The following is a 19,025-nucleotide window of genomic DNA, read 5'->3' as shown; positions in this document are numbered from 1 at the left end:
TTTTAAAATTTATGGATTAATTATTGTTTTTTTTGTTTTAAAGGCAAAATGTGCTGGAATATCTCCAGTTGTAACCGTGAATTTTGTATTCCCGTTTTTATCAATACAGTATAATTTTCCGGGCGAAACATAATCTCCAGCATCTGTTATAAAAACATTTAGAGAAACTGGATCAACCGCAAGCCCGTATGGAGTTTTAATCTCGTCGCTGACGGCTTTAGGTAAAAAGCTTTCTGTAAGTAAAGTTTCGGTTTTAACATTAATCAAATTGTAGTTTATGATATAATCGAATGTGGCATAACTAAATTCAGATCCAATTATATAAGCTTTGTCGCCAACGATAGTAAGGTTGGAGCAGGCAATATCAAAAGTTTTTTTAATGAGGTCAGTTTTAGTATCAATAACAAATAATTTTGAAGGAATATCATAATAATCGCCGCGAGAGCTTACATACAAATCACCGTCTTCATCAGCTTCAAGTCTGTGCAGATTTATGGCAACATCAATATCTTTTATTTTGGTAAAAGTTTTTAGATCGATTACAGAAACCGTTCTTTCGTAATTTGGCGGACTATATCCTCCTGAATTGGCAACATAAAGTTTATTGCCTACAACAGCCATTTCTTCGGGCTGACGGCCTACTTTTACCGTTTTTGTGATCGAAAGCGAAGTGGTATCTATTTCGGCAACAAAGCCATTTGGCGAATTTTCTCCCAATTGTACTTCGCCGTCATAGGCGCTTGCGTAAGCTTTTCCGTTAGCAAAAGTTACATATCGGCAATTTTTGATGTCAATTACTTTAAGGCGTTTTGCCGTAACCACATCCATAACTTCAATTTTGTTCGAGTTGTTGATAACCGAATACAATTTTGAACCGTAAATGCCAATATCGTTTCCTACATCGCCTAGACCTAAAGTCGCATCAGGATTTGCCTGACCGTAAACATTACGCTTGTAACTTCCGGTTTCATAATCGTAATAATCTAATGAAGCTTTATTCATGTTCATATTCCCTTCGTTAAGAAGATAAAAACCTTGTACAGTTGTAACAGTTTCGGGCGGTAAAACTTCTACTTCTTCAGGAATAATAGGGTCATCCTCCTGACATCCTTGAAGAGCTATTGCTGCAAAAGCGAGTAAAAGCCAAAATTTGAAATTTGTTTTCATTGCTGAGAATTTATTTAGTGTTGCTGTTTTATTTTAAAAATTTAAAGAAAGGCTTAATCGGTAGTTTCTTCCCGGCATAGGAAAATTGAGTACTACGTCATAATATTGATTGAATAAATTATTGACTTCACCGCTTATTTTTACAGGAATTTTTGAGAACTTTCCGTTCCAAATAAGAGCCATGTCGCTGGTGTACCAAGGCTTAACATAATTAACAGGAATGTTTGCTTTTTGACTGTAGCGCTCGCCGGTATATATAAAACTGTAGTTAAGATTCCAGTTTTTCCAGTTGATAGATGAGGTTATTGTACCGCTGTTTTTTGGTGTATAAGGAATTTGGTCGCCGTAAGTTGTGCCTTTTGCAGTAATGTCTATTGCTTTTTGATAGGTATAACTTAAACCTAAATCTAGAAATATTTGCTGCGGAAATTTAAAAACGAAATTGGTGTTTAGTTCCAAGCCGCGAATATCGACTTCGCCTAAATTCATCATGGTCCATCTAAAAAGGTTAGATGACGGCATAGCGATAATTTTATCTTTTACACGATTGTAATAAACATCGGCTTGAAATGATACCGATTGCAGTAATTTTTTAGGTTCAATACTGTAAGTAGTTCCCACATCGTATTGCGTTGTAAATTCTGGACGCAAAGAACTGTTGCCTATAAAAGTGTAATACAAATCATTGAAAGTCGGCATTCTAAAAGACTCTTTGTAAAACGCTCGAACTCTGAAATTCTTTATCGTAAAAGGTTGATAAGAAGCGGATACAACAGGGCAGAAAACATGCTGACTATCGCCTTGCTGATAATATTTAACCTGCTCATCGATATAAGCTCCAAGTAAATTGGCTTGAATATCAAGTCGTTTCCAATGCATTTCGCTGGAAATAACGCCCAAATAAGAATATCGGGCAGGATAGGGAAAACGGTATAAATTGGCATCAAGCGTATTAAGAGAGAAATCTGCTGCAAATGACATTTTCCACCAATCTTTTATAGCGTAGAGATTGACAATCGAAGCGTAAAATTCGTTTTGATAATATTTATTATCCAATGCGCCTTCAAGGGTTTTATAATCAGGATCGATATAACGGCTGTAGTCTCGGCTGAATTTTACATTAGTAAGCATTTTGTGTTTTTCGAAAAAGGAATTTTCTACAGAACCATGAATGAAAAAATTGCGATCCCATTGCCTTTGCACATGTTCGTATCTATTGGCTAGAATTGCGCCCGGAAGTCCTCTTTCAGAATCGTAGTAATAAGCCTTAAAGTTGGCAATAGCGTTTGAACCAAATTTGGTATGCAGGTTCAATTCCGCCCGAAGTGCAGTTATGTCTCCGTTTTGGCGAACAGCCGTTGTATCGTAACCGTCTTTTTTCTGATAGCGGTATTTGTATTTTCCATCGGCTTTAAGCCATTCAATATTTGACGAAAGCGCTGTTTTAGAAGTTATTTTTTGCTGATAAAGAACAGAAGGATTTACTAATCCAAAAGATCCAGTTTTAAAAGAAGTTCTAATATTTGTGGTTTTACCCGATTCAAAAACAGGAATTTTTGTTTTAAGTAAAAGTGTACTTGAAGCGAAGAAACCTCGTGCAGGTTGAAAAATAGTCGATTTTTGACCATTATAAAGTTCGATAGCTTCAATATTGTCCAAAGAATATTTTCCTAAATCGACTTGACCGTTTTGCGCATTTCCAACTGTCATTCCATCATAAAAAACTGCCGTATGAGCACTTCCTAAACTTCGAACGTTTATGGTTTTTAAACCGCCGATTCCACCGTAATCTTTCAATTGAACACCCGAAAAATAACGAACAGCATCCGCAACCGAAAGACTGTTTAGTGCTTCAAGCTGTTTTCCTGATAAGATCTGAACAGGCATAGGCGATTCGATCCTAAACTCGCGTTTGCTTGCGGTTAGAATCACTTCGTTTAACACAAGTGGTTTTAAAGAGTCTCGCTCCTTAGTTTTAGGATTATCCTGTGCCATAATCGGATTTATAAATAAAATCCATAATAAGGCACATAATCCACAATGCAGCAGGCTTAAATGCCTGTTTTTACATACGTGCATAGCAAAATAGTCTATTTGTGACAAATAGTTTTAAACGGAAAAAATGAAATCAAATGTTTAGTTTGATAAATGTGTTTGTCTTTAAAACTCTGGTCCGCGAGAGCCTAAAATTATATGCAGTGGCAGGTCTCCTGACTTATTCCCATTTTGAGCCGCCTTCCCACATTTGATAAAAATGCAGTGGCAAAAGATTTGATTTCGAAAGCTAAAAAAGCTTTCCTAATCTGTCAAAATGTTGCATGGAATTTACAGTAACGGGCTTGTTCAGGATTTGCACCTAATTCCCTCTTCGTTAACTGCACTTGAAAAGTTGCAGCTAAACCATTGCGGGTGCAAAAGTAAATAAACTCTTTATGGTTATGGTTATGTTTTTGGAAAAATTGCTGAAAAGTATTCTTGAAAAGCAAAGTTCTTGATTTTGCTTTTGTTTGTTTTTTTATTTGAAGAAGTCTAAATTTTGTATATTTATAGTGTTATTTATTTGATTGTTAATGTTTTGTATTTAGTGAAGTGGAGATGAAAAAGACTAAAAATACACTGCCAAATGAATCTGAAGATTTGTTTTTAACTGATGGCGGACTCGAAACAACATTAGTTTTTCTAGAAGGTTTTGATCTGCCTTATTTTGCTGCTTTTGATATATTAAAAGATCAAAAAGGATACGACAGCATGAAAAATTATTATTCGCGTTATTTAAAAATTGCCGAAAAGTATAAAACAAATTTTATTTTAGAAAGTCCAACTTGGCGCGCAAATCCAGAGTGGATTGAAAAAATTGGATACTCAAAAGATTCCTTATTTGAGTTGAATAAAAAAGCAGTTTCCCTTTTAACAGATTTAAAAACAGAATTTTCGAATTCCATAAAATCAATTCTTATAAGCGGCTGTATTGGTCCTCGAGGCGACGGTTATGTGCCTGATAATTGTATGAATGTCGAAGAGGCAAAACAATATCACTTAGCACAAATAAAAGTTCTAAGTAAAATGCCGGTTGATTTTGTTTCGGCGCTTACCATGAATTATATCGAAGAAGTGATAGGTATTGTTCAAGCTGCCGAAACTGTAAGTTTGCCTGTAGTTATTTCGTTTACAGTCGAAACTGATGGAAAACTGCCAACCGGAATGAGCTTAAAAGACGCAATCGAAAAAATAGACAAAAGTGTAAATGTACCTCCGTTGTATTATATGATAAATTGTGCGCATCCTACGCATTTTGTAAACGAACTGAAAGCGAATGCAAATGAAAATTGGGTAAAAAGAATAAAAGGTTTTCGAGCAAATGCGTCTTGTAAAAGCCACGCCGAATTAGACGAAGCCACAGAATTAGATCGAGGAATTCCTAAGGATTTGGGCAAAGAATATAAAAGTTTAAAAGATTCTTTTCCGCATATTAATGTGCTTGGCGGCTGTTGCGGTACCGATGAGGAACATATTCTTGAGATTGTAAAGCAATTGAAAGTAGTTTAAAACAGCTTTATAAATCTAAAACTTAAATAATTCAATATAATCTACTTGCAAAGCATCGCAAACTTTCTCTAAAGTAGAAAGTGTGGCGTTTGCATTTCCTTTTTCTAATCTAGACATATTACTCTTTTCGAAATTACATTTCGCTGCTAAATCTTGCTGAGAAATGTTTTTCTCAATTCTAATTTCTTGAATTCGTTTTCCGACTTTTTGTTGTAAGGATTGTTTCAAAATAAATTATCTTTTATGATAATTCAAATTTTGTTATATATTTGCTTAATTCAGTTATCTTTTATGATAACAAAAATATTCGTAATGAAATAATTTAATTAGAAAATATATATTGTATGGAGACGAAAGAAACTAAAAGCTTAGAGCATATGAAGCAGTATTTCAGTGTTTTAAAAAAATCAAGCGATAATAGCGAAGGATGTAAAACAGAAATCAAATTTTCAACTTATTATGAGCTCGGTTGTATGATTAATAATATGCTGAAATTATGTGTTTTGGGACTTGATAATGATAAAGATTCCTCAATTAATGTTGGATTAATTTTAGAGCACATTATCGAATTATTTCCTTTAGACGAATTTGAATTGTTGGATAAAATTAAAGGATTGTTAATTGTTGAATCTCACAATGAAACGGATTGATTTGATAATTGTTACAAGTTTTATTGTTTTTTTGCGATTTCCATAGTTTTACAATTTGAATTTATGCAGGTAGCATAAAGCCAAAAAAATCTGCTTTTATGGAAAACCGTAAAGGATAATTGAAACCTTTCTTTAGGTTTGCAGATAACCTTAAAATATATTGTTATGTTGAGAATAATACCTTTAATTCTATTGCTGTTTTTTTCTTTTTTATCTGTCTATGCGCAGGATAGGAAGCTTTTGGCGAGCTGTTGCGATACAAAGCCTAAAGAAGACGGACGATGTACAGGGAGTGCTTCATGTAGTGCTTGTTCTAATTGTAGCAGGTGTGCACATTGCTCAAATGGAGGCAGTTGCGGGGTATGTGCTACTTATTCACAACCAGTGAGATATAAGGCGCCTCGCAGAGCATCTGAAAAGGCAGTTAAAACGGTGTCAAAAAGTACTGTTAGTAATCCTAGTAAATCAAGTTTTTCTACTCAACCCAAAGAAAGAATTAAAAACAAAAGTTTTATGAATAATTATCGCTCCAATGACATGTTAGCGGTTGATTCTGATATTCTTAATCTACGTAATGGACCTGGAATTGAATATGAAGCGATTGAAATACTTAAAAAGCATGCGCTATTGAAACTTATTGCTATTGATGGCGAATGGTTACAAGTTAAAGTGATTGAGAGTGGTAATTATGGGTATGTGAATGCGAAGTATGTTTACAAGACTTAGTTGATTTACAGATTCAAGATGATTTCAAATCAAATTAAAAATAAAAGCTCCAGATTTCTCTGAAGCCCTGTTTTTGCTGGTGTAATTAGTTTATCCTATTTCTTTCGTCTTCATTTCCAAAATCGCGCTGTTTTGATTTAATGTTTTGATTGCCAAATTTATAACTTAACGAAATTCTAAAACCTCTAGTGTCTCCGTAACTTTTTATATTTGTTTTTATTCCGTTTGAAGTGTAGGTAATTAATGGTTTTTGTGCATTCAATACGTCTTCGGCTAGAAATGTAATTGACAGGTTTTTTTTGAAAGTGAGCATTTTAACCGAAATGTCTAAAATGTTCAAAGTCGAAATATTAAAAATTTGATAACGCCCAGGAAGCTGTAAACCGTAATTTAATCCAATAAATACTGTTTTGTTAGTGTTTATAGTAAAGTCATTATTGCTGTAAATATATCCGTTGTATCCATCTATAGAACTAATGAAATTTGTTCTTGATTTTACATTTTGATAGTTTAAATTAAAACCTGTAAAACTGTTCCACCAAGAATATTTATTGAAGTTGTACGAAGTAGAAAAACCTATTTGATACGTATTGGCATAGTTTAACGGCATTCTTTTGGTGCTGTTTGTTTCAGGATCGATGATAGATAATTCCTGCCCGAAATCTGAAACCTGAGAAAAATACACAGAGTTAACCCATTTTTGATTTCGGATAAACGAAAATTCAAAATTATCAATTAACGAAGGTTTTAAATACGGATTTCCCTGCGAATAAGAATAAGGACTTGTTTGAATTACAAAAGGATTTAAATACTCAAACTCAGATCTGCGGATTCTTCGACTGTAGTTTAAAGAAAAAGAATTGTTTTCATTTGGCGCATACGTTAAATAAGCTGTTGGGAATAATTTTGCATAATGATTTGCAGTAGTTTGATTTAAATTTTCAGAGTAACCTTTGGTTTGTGTAGCTTCAATTCGCAAACCAATTTGTGTTTCCCATTTAGAATTTATCTTTTTGCTTCCCGAAAAATATACAGCCTGATTGTACTCTTTGTAATTAAAAATATTCGACTGGTTTGTATTGAAAACCGCAGTTCCTGTTTCGTTGTTGTATACGGCTAAATTGTTATCAGTATTGGTATGAAAAGCTTTTGCTCCAAAACTAATGTCCGCCCATTGATACGGTAACGAAACGTCGATATTTGCAGAGTAATTTTTGATTTCATTGACATTGCTGGTGGTCGACGAAAAAAAAGTGTTAGGAATAACATTTTTATTGCGATCTAATTCATTTCCAGAAAAGAAACGATAATCATTTTTACTGTAATTGAAGTAATCAATATTAATCGAAATGTTTTTTCCTAAGCTGTCTAATACAAAAGAATTTTGAAAATTAACAGTATTCATTTTTGGATTGTTGGCTGCATTAACATCCGAAGTGATATAAGAATCTGCCGTTCCGCTATTATTATATATAGTTGTAAACGGATTATTAGTTGAGGTTTTGTCTGTAAAACTGCCAAGATATTGAATTCCTGCTGTCCATTTATTAGTTAGTTTGTAATCAAGACCAAAACTTAAACTCAATACATCAATCACCGATTTATTTTTAATATCTTCTTTCCATAACTCGTTCGTGTAAAATATTGCACTTTCTGAAGTAGAGCGTAATTTTTGTTTTCCTTTGTTAACAGAAGCCTGTACCGAAATTTTATCATGATTATAAGTAAATAATCCATTTAAGTTTTCGCCTCCATACGTTTTTTGTGTGTATGAAGTTCCAATATTAGCATTCCATGAATTCGCTTTTGCATTCTTTAATTTGATATTAATAAGTCCGCTGTTTCCTTCTGCATCATATTTTGCTGGCGGAGTCGTTATCACTTCAATGCTTTTGATGTTATCAGACGGAATTGATTTTAGAAACGCAGCCAAATCTTCTTGCGGCATTTTTTGCAGGCGATCATCGATCATGACAAAGATTTCGCCTTTTCCAACAATCGAAATAATTTCATTTTGAACCCTAACCGTTGGCGTTGCTTTTAAGGCATCCAAAGCTGTTCCGCCAGTGGCAGTTACAGAATTTTCGACATTAAAAACAAGTCGATCGACCTTTTGTTCAACCAGTTTTTTTCTAGATTTTATGGTTACTCCTTCAAGGTTTATTGATTCTTTAATTTCAATTATGGCTAGATCAATGTTTTGATCAAGAGTAATTTCTTTGTTGACGTATTCTGTTCCAAATTGTTCCAGCTGCAATCTATAGCTTCCTTTTTCAGTTTTCATTTCAAAATTCCCCAAACTGTCGGTCGAAACTGATGTAACTATTTTGTTGTCCTTAAATAAACTGGCAATTACAAACTCGACTTGCTCTTTATTTTGATTTATTACTTTTCCTTTAATAGAAAATTGCTGGCTGAATACATTAGTTTGACTAAGAAGAATAAACAATAGGATGATAACTTTTTTCATGGGTTTTGATTTAATTACCATGCAAAACTGTGCTGAAAAAATGCTTAAAACTACTTTTATCGACAAACCCCCGTGAATAATCTACAAACCCGTTTTTAGACTTTTTTATGAATGTATATCTTTGAAAAAAAATAATAACAATATGCGTAAGGAAACATTATCACTAAAGGCAGAGATTATCATTCATGTTATATATTGGCTTTTGATGGTTTATTTTACATTTGCCAAAAATCCAATACAAACAAATGTTTTTGTTCCAGATTTGTTTTTTATAACCTATTGCATTGTTTTTGTTTTTACCTTTTACTTTCATTATTTAATTGTAATGAAAAGGGTTTTTAAAGCCTTTCAATGGAAAATGTTTTTTGCAGGTGTATTGGTTTCTTACCTGTTTTTTACCTTATTACGATGGCTGATTGAGCAAGTTATAACAGCAGTTTTGTTTGATAAAATAAACTATACAAATCCTGATTTTTTTAACTATATGTTGGATAATTTGAATTACTGCAGTTCGGCTGTAATTTTGAGTTCACTGCTTTGGTTTGTGATTTATTTTATTCGTCTTTTAGAGTACAATCAGATTATTTTAGAAGAAAATAAAAATACCGAAATCAAATTTCTAAGAGCACAGATTAACCCGCATTTTGTTTTTAATACACTAAATAATATTTACTCGATGGTGTATTTTCAATCGGATAAATCTTTGGAAGCGATTGAAAAATTAAGTCAAATTATGCGTTTTACGACTTATGAATCTCAAAAAGAAAAAATTAGATTGCAAGATGAAATTGATTATATAAAAGCCTACATCGAACTTGAGCAATTAAGACATCAGGAAAATGCTTATATCGATTTTCGAATTGAAACGGCAGAGGTTTCAGAAGAAATTCCGCCCTATGTTTTATCTCCATTAATTGAAAATGCTTTAAAACATGGATTAACTTCGAACGAAAATCCTATTGTAATTAATTTGAATTTGAAAGACAAAAAGCTCCATTTTAAAGTGATAAATAGCATCGCAATACAAAAGAAAGATAAGCTGGGCGGAATTGGGCTGGATAATTTAAAAAAGCGATTAGAATTTCATTATCCTCAAAAACATCAATTAAAATTAGTGAATCAAAATAATCAGTTTACAGCTGAACTTGAAATAGATTTAAAATGAAAAAAATAAATTGTATTATATTAGACGATGAGCCATTTGCGGTAAAACTTATGGCTGATTATGCATCAAAAGTTCCTAGATTGAATGTTTTGTATGCTGATTCGGATGTTTTTAAAGCAATAGAAATATTGAATAATGAAACAGTCGATTTGGTTTTTATTGATATACAAATGCCGCAGCTTACCGGTATCGAACTAATGCAGATGTTTAACCAAAAGCATAACTTTATTGTTACAACTGCTTATACAGATTATGCTTTAGATGTTTTTCAGTTTCATGTAATTGATTATTTATTGAAACCTATAGTGTTCAATAGGTTTTATCAAAGCGTTGAGAAATTCATTCGCTGGCAGGAAACTTTTCAGAACCAAGATTCTGAGGATTTTTTGCTTGTTAAAGCCGAAAGGAAGCATTATAAAATTGCGACAGATAATATTCTTTACATTGAAGGATTAAAAGATTATATCCGAATACACACAAAAGGTGAAAAAATTATGGTTCTCGAAAATATGAAAGATATTCTTGAAAAACTGCCTGTAAACCAATTTGTACGCATTCACCGTTCGTATATTATTCCAAAGAACAAGATAAAAATTATTGATGGAAACCAAATCCAGTTGATTAGCGGAGAACAGCTTCCAATTGGTGAAACTTACCGAAAATTAGTTTCCGATTGGTTAAATTAAAAGCAGTGCAAGTACCTAAAAACAAAAAAGCTTCAGATTTCTCTGAAGCTTTTTTTGTAGTCCGTGGGGGAATCGAACCCCCCTTACCAGGATGAAAACCTGGCGTCCTAACCGATAGACGAACGGACCTGTTTTGCTATTGCGGGTGCAAAAATGCAACTATTTTTGAAATACACAAAAAGATTCTGAAAAAAACTTTTTAAAATTAGACTTGAAATAACACGTTTTGAGCTAAAAATTCACAAGCGAAGCAAGTTAGTTGAAGTGTATTTATTTGGATAATAGAAGGTTATTTTATCCTTAAAAATAAGGGAAAGAAGATTTTTATTTGAATAAAAAAATCAATAAAATTTTAAAATGTTTTATTTTAAAGAATATTCTTGCGGATTTTTTGTGGTTTTTTTGAAAAGTTTAGCCGAAAATAAATGTCAATATCTCCTTTTTTAGACAATTGTATAGTTTTTTCTTCGTCCATAATTTGAAAGAACACATCAAAAACGGAAGGATGTGTTTTTCTAATTTCTTAAAATTACTTGTGTTAATTATGTTCACAATCGCTTTTGGTATTTTTTTAGATCTCCATTTTACAGACAATAAGATGGTTAATGATTCTAATCTGTTCAAAAAGTATTAGTCGTTCAAAAAGTACTTAAATAAAGAGATGTAAATTGTTTAAATGTTATTCGTTATCAATTAAAATTTTGATTCATTATTATATATTTATACCCAATTATGGATACAACTTTAGAAATATTTGGCGCTTTTTTCGGCTTTATGGCCGTTTATTTTACTATTAAACAAAATATCTGGTGTTGGTCTTTTGGTTTACTTCAAGTAATATTATATTGTTTTATTTTCTACACAGCCAAATTATATTCAGATATGATTTTGCATGTTGTTTATGTTTTTCTGCAGGTATTTGGCTGGTATAATTGGAAATATGGCGGTTCAAATCACAGTAAATTGCGTATAACATTGATAAAAAACGAAACGTTTTGGATTGGTTCAACCATTTTATTATCCTTTTGTTTAGGTTATTTTATGCAGACAAAAACTGATGCATCTTTTCCTTATGAAGATGCTTTTATAACCATTGCAAGCCTTGTTGCTCAATATTTAATGATTAAAAAAGTATTGCATTCTTGGATGTTTTGGATAGTTGTAGATGTAGTTGCTATAGGAGTATATTGGTACAAAGGTTTGTATTTTACAACAGGTTTGTATGTGCTTTTTTTAATTATGGCAATAATTGGTTATCTAGAATGGAGAAAAGTATATAATGAAGAATTTGAATATGAGCGAGCATAAAGTTGGATTAACACTAGGTAAGTTTGCGCCTTTTCATAAAGGGCATCAATTATTAATAGAAACTGCTGTTAATGAAGTTGATGAATTAATAGTGTTAATTTATGATGATCCAGTAATAAATATTGCTTTAGCGACCAGAGCAGCTTGGATACGTGAAATATACCCGAAAATTGTAGTCATTGAAGGTGTGAATTCGCCAAATGATACTGGTTATACACCAGAGATTATGAAAATTCAGGAAGATTATGTTTTAAGTGTTTTAGGTAATCGTACTATCTCGCATTTTTACTCGAGTGAGCCTTATGGCGTACATATGAGTATTGCGCTGAATGCTGTAAATCGACAAGTTGATGTTAGTCGGAATATTATTCCAATCTCCGCCACAAAAATTAGAAAAGATTCATTTGAAAATAAGAAATTTATTCATCCCATAGTTTATAAAGATTTGATAACAAAAGTGGTATTGCTTGGAGCTCCATCAACTGGTAAAACTACGTTAGCAGAAAAATTGGCTTTTCATTTTGATACGCAATGGATGCCTGAATACGGAAGAGAATATTGGGAGAAGCATCAAATAAATAAAAGACTAACTTTAGAAGATCTTTTAAAAATTGCTGAAACACACATTGAGAGAGAAGATGCTCTTGTTCTGCAATCAAATCGAATTTTGTTCTCAGATACTAATGCGATTACGACCTATTTATTTTCGCTGGATTATCATGGAACTGCTCTTGCAGCCTTAGAAAATTTAGCAAAAGCAGCAGAGAATAGGCACGATATTATTTTTGTTTGTGATACTGATATTCCTTATGATGACACTTGGGATCGATCCGGTGATGTGAAAAGAAAGGAATTTCAGCAAAAAATAATAGAAGATTTAAACAATAGAAATCTTAAATATTATATGCTCAATGGTACTATTGATGAACGAATTGAGCAAGTATCAAAAGTATTATCTGCCTCAGAGAATTGTAAATTTTAAATAACTTAGAATCAAAATATAGCTATGTCTGATTTATTAAATAAAACGATGGGATTTTTTAAGAAAGTTCCGGAATCACCAACGAATCCACAAGATGCCAAAAGCAATAATAAATTTCAAGTAGAAGATCTTTATTCAAGTGATGATTTTCAAAAAGAATCTGGTGATGCAATTACTTTAGATGAGAAACTGCGCCAAGCGTATTTTTGGATCGCTAATACGGCCATTATTAGTCCGTATTATGATATCGAATTTAATGACAGTGATCCTAAAAAGTTTTTATTTGGAGACAGTAAAGTACCCGTTTATCTGCCTACAGATCAAAGCTATTCTAGTTTTGTATTAATGCCTCTGTTAAATTTAGCTGTAAGAGGTAAATGTCTTATTGTTGGCGGGCCAGGCCGCGGAAAAACAGCTACTTCTGTTTTGATGGGTTTGCTGGCTGGATATGATAATAAAGATGTAATGCGAGCCATTCAGCATGGTCAGCCTCAAATGACAATTTCAGATTTATTAGGACATCCATTGCCTTCGGATATGGTAAAGGCCGAAAAAACTTCAGATATTCGAATTGCTTGGCGAAAATGGTTAGGCATGAGAGTAAAAATTATTGATGAATATAATCGAATTCCAACTAGAACGCAATCCGCTTTATTAACCGTGCTGGCCGATAACTACGCTGAAATTTTTGATCAGATTTATGAATGTCCTGATGGCGCATGGTATCTAACTGCTAACGATGATGCAGGAGGAGGAACTTATCAGGTTATTGAAGCCTTAAAGGATAGAATTGATATTGTTATTAGAGCTATGCACTTTAATACAAGGTTTATTGAAGATTTATTGCAGCGCATTGAGCTCAATTTTAAGCCAGAAGCAATAATTCCGGAAGAAATTATTTTTACAGAAGAAGAATTAACGACTGTAAATAAGCAAATTAGAGGAATTCAAATAGATCCAGAATTACGTAAACGTATCGAGTTTTTCTGCCGCCAGTTTGAATTTTTTGAACCTGCGTCTAACCGACTGGAATATATGACCAAAGACACGGCAAAATTATCTGGTATGGATATGCGTGTTCTTTTTAGGAAAGAGACAGGAAAAGATCCGATTAAAGATTTAGGTTCGCAGGCAAAGAATGGTTTATCTGTTAGAAAAATCATGACATTACTAATGTTTTCTAAAGCATTGGCTTATTTTAGAGGAAATCGAAAAGTAGAATTAGAAGATATTAGACAAGTTCTGCCATTTGTTTTACACGACAGTTTGACGCCGCATTTAGAATCTCCATTTTTCGATCAAATAGGCAATGAAGTATACAGAGTAGATCGAATTGTGTGGCTGCGAAACTTATTCGATTTGTCTTGCGATGAATATGTGAGTCAGGATTTGGATAGAAATGATCCAGTTGATCGATTTGAAGAGGAATTTAAAAAAGGTCTTGAAAATATATCTTCAAAAGAAATTGATAATCGCCTTTTAAGTATTGAAAAGCAGCTGCAAAAGTGGTCTGAAGAGAAAAAGCTGTACGGTTACCGAGCTGATGATATTTTAAAACTAAAATATCTGCATCAACGATACACCAATTACAAAAGATGGCTGCAATGGAAAAAATAAGCTTTCAACCACTTATTGCAGAATTAAGCGAAAAAAGCACGTTGTACAATCGATGGTACAATGAGAGCGAAATGAAATATGGCAATTTGCCTGCTCATGCAATTACGAGTTGGATGGTAGAAGTTGTTGAGCCAATTGTAAAAGAAACGACTGCTTTAAATTCAGCTCCAGAAAAAATTCATGAAATCGTAAAAGCGCTTTATCAAGAATCATTGAAGTTAATTGGAAACGGATCTGCAATTCGCTATAAAGACGAATACAAAGAGGCTTGGCTCTTAATGGAGCAAATGCCAAACTTGGTCGTGAAATTTCCTGTAAAAGTAATTTCATTGTTAAATGACGTTCTTTTTAATCTGCATATATATGCACCAGAAAAAACAATAGATTGGTGTAATCTAATCAAGATTAGCAACTCTGAGATTAAAACTATTGAGGATTTTAAAATTGCAGGACGTATTTATGCGTGGAGATGCGGTTTGGCGCATTTGAGGATTCGTTTAAATACAGATTTCAAAGAACTTTCTGAGAATCTGCAAGAAATAGTTAGTAATGCCATAAGTTCAGACAAAAGTTCGATTCAGCTTTTTAAGAATCCTTGGGCGAATGAAAAAGCAAAATTTGAGGGCGTACAAGGAGGTTTTAAAGACACAGATGGATTTTTTGAAAATCCGCCGAGACTAGCAAAAATTGATGGAAACATATTTGTAACCGATTCGAAAAGCAGTTATGCACTTTTTGCAGACCAATTTGGAAAAGTTTTGGTTCCTGCAAATTCTGTTGATGCATCTCTAATTTTATCAAATTCTAATCGATTAGATAACTTGGAGAAATGGCTCGGAAAAGGCAACGAAAAAATTGACACAAGAAAGATTTCATCTTTTGCGACAACAGAAAATACATTGGTTTTAACGTTGCAAAATTCCTATTTTTTATACTTATTCAGTCTTGGAAATGCATAATGAAACTCAAATAAAAGAAACATTAGCCTCTTGGAAGTCGTGTTGGCAGCAGGCAAAACTGGAGTGGAATCCTTTGCTGCGCTTGCAAGAACCTATTTGGTGTTTGTCGCATCAGGAAGCTCAAAAAGAAGGGCTTTCGGGCAGCTTTGCAATGATTCGATTAACAGATCATCGCATAGTGATAAACTTAGAAGAAATTGTAGAACGCGGTATTGTCGATTACGCTGTTGAGGTATTGGCGCACGAAATAGGGCATCACATTTTTGCACCTGCAAATTTATACGACAACGCTGTTTTGTTGAACCGAATTCGTTTTGCTTTACCCGGTATTGAGGATCGAGCACCTATGGTGTCAAATTTATATACTGATTTTTTAATTAATGATAAATTACAGCGTGTCAATAAATTAAAAATTTCAGAGGTTTATAAAGCGATTAATTCAGAAGATAATTTTTCTGAATTATGGACATTAATGATGCGTACCTATGAATATTTGTGGCGTTTGAAACGCGGCGAATTAGCAGTGAATTTATCATTTCACAGTAAAAAAATAGATGCGGATGCTTCATTATTAGCTTCTTTGGTTAGAAGTTATTCAAAGGGCTGGATTCATGGAGGAGGAAGATTTGCTGTAATGTTATATCCCTATTTAATGGATGATAAAACGTTTCGAGATGCACGCAAAAAGATTTTGATATTATTAGATGCAGAAGATGCAGGCAAAGGAGCTATGGATATCTCGGGTATGACAGAACTTGATTTAGAAGGCTATGATGAAATAGTCGATATGCGAAAAGAAGCGATTAGTTTAAAAGAAGACGGCGGCAAGAAAAACATCGATGTTTTAGGTTTAGATAAAAATAAAAAAGGCGGATTTGGACCAAGAAATGGATATATGGGGCCGGGAAATTATATCGACTTAATGCAGCAAGTCAACCCAAATGCTGATGAGCAGAGTTTGGTTAATGCCTATTATAAGGAAATTGCTTTATCTCATTTAATCGATTTTCCTGTAGAGACTTCAGAAAATGTTTCTATGGATTTACCAGAAGGTTTGGAAACGTGGGATATTGGAGACGCCATCGAAGAAGTAGACTGGCTGCAATCGGCTATTTTATCACCTGCAATTATTCCCGGATTAACCACTCAAAAAAGAACTTACGGTGCAGACTCTGATAATAATATTTCAGAAGGACCTTTAGATGTATATATGGGGATAGACTGCTCTGGTTCGATGATGAATCCAATAGAAAATTTTTCATGGCCGGTTCTCGCAGCAACAATTATTGGATTATCTGCTTTACGTGCTGGAGCATCCGTTATGGGGTGTTTATCTGGTGAACCAGGAAGTTATTTGGAAACAGATGGTTTTATTTCTGATGAAACAGATTTGCTAACTACCTTAACCTCTTATTTGGGAACTGGTTATGCCTACGGAATTGAGCGATTGCGAAAACCGTTTGGAGAAAAAACAAATAAAAAATCACATATTGTAATCGTTACGGACAATGATATATTCAGCATGTTAAATTCTGATACACAAAAGAAACAAACACATTGGGAATTGGCCGAAATTGCATTAAAAAATGCTGGTGGACACGGAACTATGGTTTTGCATTCTCTACCAGATTATCAAAAAGATTTAGTAATACGATTAGAAAAAATGGGTTGGAAAGTATATTATGTCACAAACGAAGCTGAACTTTTAAAATTTGCATCAGAGTTTTCACAACAAAATTATGCCTATGTCTAAATATGATGTTTTTGAACTAGTTACCTATTTAAGAAAATGCCCAGACAGCTTTTTAAAGTCTTCGAATCTTCTTCTTAAAGATGGATTGAATTCAACAGCTTTAATTTGTGATACATACAGAATTGTAAGTAATGATTTTTTACGAACTGAATTTAACATACCAACCAATACTGATTTAAATCTTATTAAAGATAATCATTGGCTGGCAATTCATATTTCTTTATGGCTTCTTAGTCATCAAGATTTTATAGATAAGCCATTTATTGCAGATAAACTCTATAAATTTTGGTTTGAAGATTTGCGTGAAGCTGCTGCATATGTAAAATTTAAGGAATGGATTAATGATGATGAACGTGCGGAAGAAATGGTGCGTTTGCTGCTAAATTGTTGTGAGATCATACCTAACAGCGAAAGTTATGATGAAGCTGCAGATAAATTATCTTCATTAAGCAGTGCAGACAGGCATAAAGTTTTAAAACAATCCTACGAAGCGCACGAAAGAATAATGGCTATTAAAAGAGAAATGGCAGAGAAAAAAGCCAGAGAAGCAGCAAATACATATGGACGCGAGTAGTAATCCACAAATTGCATTAACAGATGAGGAGCGTTTTCCGCTGCTTGATGATTTAAGTTTCTTAAATGAACTTAGACAAGATGCTTTTGCTCCAAAATTTAATTTTAAAAGCGGCGATCGATTAAACGCACTACAACTTTCAAAAGTCCATTCCTATAAAAAAAAGTACTATGATAAAACAGTATTTTGGAACGAAGGACAAACGCCAGTTTGGGTAAATGACTATTTAAAATGGTGTCTTAAAACAGTACCTTTTTATGACAAAAAAGGCACTGATTTAGGTTCTTTTCCAACCATTTCCAGAGAAGACATTAGAAAATATCCTTATTTATTTGTTTCTAATGATGCAAATTTAGAGGAGTTGTTAGTGTATCATACTTCAGGATCTACAGGACCAAAGTTAGATGTGCTTTTTGATGCCGTTTCACAAGCCAATTGGCTGCCGCAAATAGAATCGGTTCTAAAAGATTTCGATATTCATATAAAAGAAAGTAAAAATACAGCAGCAATTGCTTTGATTTGTGCGCAGCAAAAAACATTGACATATGCTTCTTTATCAACCTATTTAGAAGGAGCAGGTATTTTAAAAATAAATCTAAATCCGTCAGATTGGAATCATCCTGATGATTGTAAAAAATACCTTGAGAAGTATAATCCGCAAATTCTTACTGGTGATCCAATCGCTTTTACAGCATTACTAGATTTAAAGCCTAAACTGAATCCAAAGGCCTTAATATCCTCTGCTATGAAGTTAACAAAAGGCACCAAAAGCAAATTAGAAAATTATTTTAAATGCCCTGTTATCGATCTTTATTCGTTAACAGAATGTAGAAACATAGCTTATGCTTCAGAAATTGGATATAAGGTTATTCGGCCGGATTTGTATTTAGAAATTTTTGATGAATATCAAGATGTGAAGCTTCCTTATGGCGAAAGAGGAGAATTAGTAGTCACCGGAGGCAGTAACCCTTTCTTGCCATTAATACGATATAGAACAGGTGATTTTTGTAGTTTAAAGATAGAAAATGGAGTTCCGTTTTTAATAGATTTAGAAGCTCGAAATCCAATAGTTTTTTTGACAAAATCAAATGTGAAAATCAATAATATTGATGTTTCTAATCGTTTGTCTCAGTTGTCTTTGGCAGGATTTAAAATGCATCAACAAAAAGATAAGCTGATTCAGTTTGTAGGATATTCTAATGAACATACTTCGAAGGAAGTTGCTGAAGTGTTGAACACAATTTTTAAAAATGATGTTGATATTCTGGTAGATATTCAAAAAATATCTCAAAATACTGCTGTAGAAAAGTCTCTGTATTCTTCGGACCTGCAGACAGATTTGTAATTATAAAATAAAGTGTCAATCTAGAAGCTGTCCTTTTAAAATATTGCTTTAACTATGAAATGTTTGTGAGTAATGTA

Annotated in this window: 16 protein-coding genes, 1 tRNA gene and 1 riboswitch; of the genes, 12 read left to right on the top strand and 5 right to left on the bottom strand. The window is 33.2% G+C overall.

Translation table 11 applies throughout. The annotated features are described in order from the left end of the window. Positions 1–9: 9 nt before the first annotated feature. Positions 10–1,167 (bottom strand): YncE family protein, encoded by a 1,158-nt coding sequence (locus B0A75_RS08925; protein ID WP_089053934.1) that lies wholly within the window; start codon positions 1,165–1,167, stop codon positions 10–12. A 33-nt stretch (positions 1,168–1,200) separates the two neighbouring features. Beyond that, the gene (locus B0A75_RS08920) at positions 1,201–3,270 is read right to left on the bottom strand and encodes a TonB-dependent receptor (protein WP_244284369.1); all 2,070 of its coding nucleotides are present in this window, start codon (positions 3,268–3,270) and stop codon (positions 1,201–1,203) included. Positions 3,271–3,350: 80 nt separating this feature from the next. Then, positions 3,351–3,587: riboswitch (cobalamin riboswitch) on the bottom strand. A gap of 175 nt (positions 3,588–3,762) precedes the next feature. On the opposite strand from B0A75_RS08920, the gene B0A75_RS08915 reads away from it, so the two are divergent. Beyond that, positions 3,763–4,713 carry a homocysteine S-methyltransferase family protein gene (locus tag B0A75_RS08915; RefSeq protein ID WP_089053932.1) on the top strand — a complete coding sequence of 317 codons (951 nt, stop codon included), beginning with the start codon at positions 3,763–3,765 and terminating at the stop codon, positions 4,711–4,713. A gap of 15 nt (positions 4,714–4,728) precedes the next feature. On the opposite strand, the gene B0A75_RS08910 is transcribed toward B0A75_RS08915, so the two are convergent. Next, positions 4,729–4,941 (bottom strand): helix-turn-helix domain-containing protein, encoded by a 213-nt coding sequence (locus B0A75_RS08910; protein ID WP_089053931.1) that lies wholly within the window; start codon positions 4,939–4,941, stop codon positions 4,729–4,731. Positions 4,942–5,057: 116 nt separating this feature from the next. Here B0A75_RS08910 and B0A75_RS08905 point away from each other — a divergent pair, with 116 nt between their 5' ends. After that, positions 5,058–5,363 carry a hypothetical protein gene (locus tag B0A75_RS08905; protein ID WP_089053930.1) on the top strand — a complete coding sequence of 102 codons (306 nt, stop codon included), beginning with the start codon at positions 5,058–5,060 and terminating at the stop codon, positions 5,361–5,363. A gap of 165 nt (positions 5,364–5,528) precedes the next feature. After that, the gene (locus B0A75_RS20400) at positions 5,529–6,089 is read left to right on the top strand and encodes an SH3 domain-containing protein (RefSeq protein WP_123872347.1); all 561 of its coding nucleotides are present in this window, start codon (positions 5,529–5,531) and stop codon (positions 6,087–6,089) included. A gap of 85 nt (positions 6,090–6,174) precedes the next feature. Here the strand turns inward: B0A75_RS20400 and B0A75_RS08895 are convergent, their stop codons facing one another. Further along, positions 6,175–8,559, bottom strand: a complete 2,385-nt coding sequence (locus B0A75_RS08895; protein ID WP_089053928.1) for an outer membrane beta-barrel family protein — start codon at positions 8,557–8,559, stop codon at positions 6,175–6,177. 142 nt (positions 8,560–8,701) lie between these two features. On the opposite strand from B0A75_RS08895, the gene B0A75_RS08890 reads away from it, so the two are divergent. Both B0A75_RS08890 and B0A75_RS08885 read left to right on the top strand, forming a co-directional pair. Continuing rightward, positions 8,702–9,724 carry a sensor histidine kinase gene (locus B0A75_RS08890; RefSeq protein ID WP_089053927.1) on the top strand — a complete coding sequence of 341 codons (1,023 nt, stop codon included), beginning with the start codon at positions 8,702–8,704 and terminating at the stop codon, positions 9,722–9,724. Further along, positions 9,721–10,410 carry a LytR/AlgR family response regulator transcription factor gene (locus B0A75_RS08885; RefSeq protein WP_089053926.1) on the top strand — a complete coding sequence of 230 codons (690 nt, stop codon included), beginning with the start codon at positions 9,721–9,723 and terminating at the stop codon, positions 10,408–10,410. Before B0A75_RS08890 ends, B0A75_RS08885 begins: the two co-directional genes overlap by 4 nt. Before the next feature lie 57 nt (positions 10,411–10,467). Here B0A75_RS08885 and B0A75_RS08880 read toward each other — a convergent pair. Continuing rightward, positions 10,468–10,539, bottom strand: a tRNA-Glu gene (locus B0A75_RS08880). 603 nt (positions 10,540–11,142) lie between these two features. On the opposite strand from B0A75_RS08880, the gene pnuC reads away from it, so the two are divergent. Genes pnuC through B0A75_RS08845 form a run of 7 tightly spaced genes read left to right on the top strand, consistent with a single transcriptional unit; the run spans position 11,143 to position 18,948 of the window. Beyond that, on the top strand, positions 11,143–11,718 hold the full coding sequence (gene pnuC, locus B0A75_RS08875) for a nicotinamide riboside transporter PnuC (RefSeq protein ID WP_089053925.1): 576 nt from the start codon (positions 11,143–11,145) through the stop codon (positions 11,716–11,718). Then, positions 11,705–12,700, top strand: coding sequence for an AAA family ATPase (locus tag B0A75_RS08870; RefSeq protein ID WP_208861261.1), 996 nt, complete (start codon positions 11,705–11,707; stop codon positions 12,698–12,700). The genes pnuC and B0A75_RS08870 overlap by 14 nt, the downstream gene beginning before the upstream one ends. Before the next feature lie 24 nt (positions 12,701–12,724). Continuing rightward, positions 12,725–14,317, top strand: a complete 1,593-nt coding sequence (locus B0A75_RS08865; RefSeq protein ID WP_208861260.1) for an AAA family ATPase — start codon at positions 12,725–12,727, stop codon at positions 14,315–14,317. Further along, on the top strand, positions 14,305–15,276 hold the full coding sequence (locus B0A75_RS08860; RefSeq protein WP_123872346.1) for a hypothetical protein: 972 nt from the start codon (positions 14,305–14,307) through the stop codon (positions 15,274–15,276). The genes B0A75_RS08865 and B0A75_RS08860 overlap by 13 nt, the downstream gene beginning before the upstream one ends. Continuing rightward, positions 15,269–17,029, top strand: coding sequence for a hypothetical protein (locus tag B0A75_RS08855; RefSeq protein ID WP_089053923.1), 1,761 nt, complete (start codon positions 15,269–15,271; stop codon positions 17,027–17,029). Before B0A75_RS08860 ends, B0A75_RS08855 begins: the two co-directional genes overlap by 8 nt. Then, on the top strand, positions 17,022–17,603 hold the full coding sequence (locus tag B0A75_RS08850) for a hypothetical protein (RefSeq protein WP_089053922.1): 582 nt from the start codon (positions 17,022–17,024) through the stop codon (positions 17,601–17,603). The genes B0A75_RS08855 and B0A75_RS08850 overlap by 8 nt, the downstream gene beginning before the upstream one ends. Further along, on the top strand, positions 17,590–18,948 hold the full coding sequence (locus tag B0A75_RS08845) for an AMP-binding protein (protein ID WP_089053921.1): 1,359 nt from the start codon (positions 17,590–17,592) through the stop codon (positions 18,946–18,948). The genes B0A75_RS08850 and B0A75_RS08845 overlap by 14 nt, the downstream gene beginning before the upstream one ends. Positions 18,949–19,025: the final 77 nt, after the last annotated feature.

The organism is Flavobacterium oncorhynchi (genome assembly GCF_002217355.1).
In the GTDB taxonomy this organism is placed as follows: Bacteria; Bacteroidota; Bacteroidia; order Flavobacteriales; family Flavobacteriaceae; genus Flavobacterium; species Flavobacterium oncorhynchi.
The sequence above is the reverse complement of the archived record's forward strand: the minus strand, read 5'-3'. Positions and strand labels throughout refer to the sequence as shown.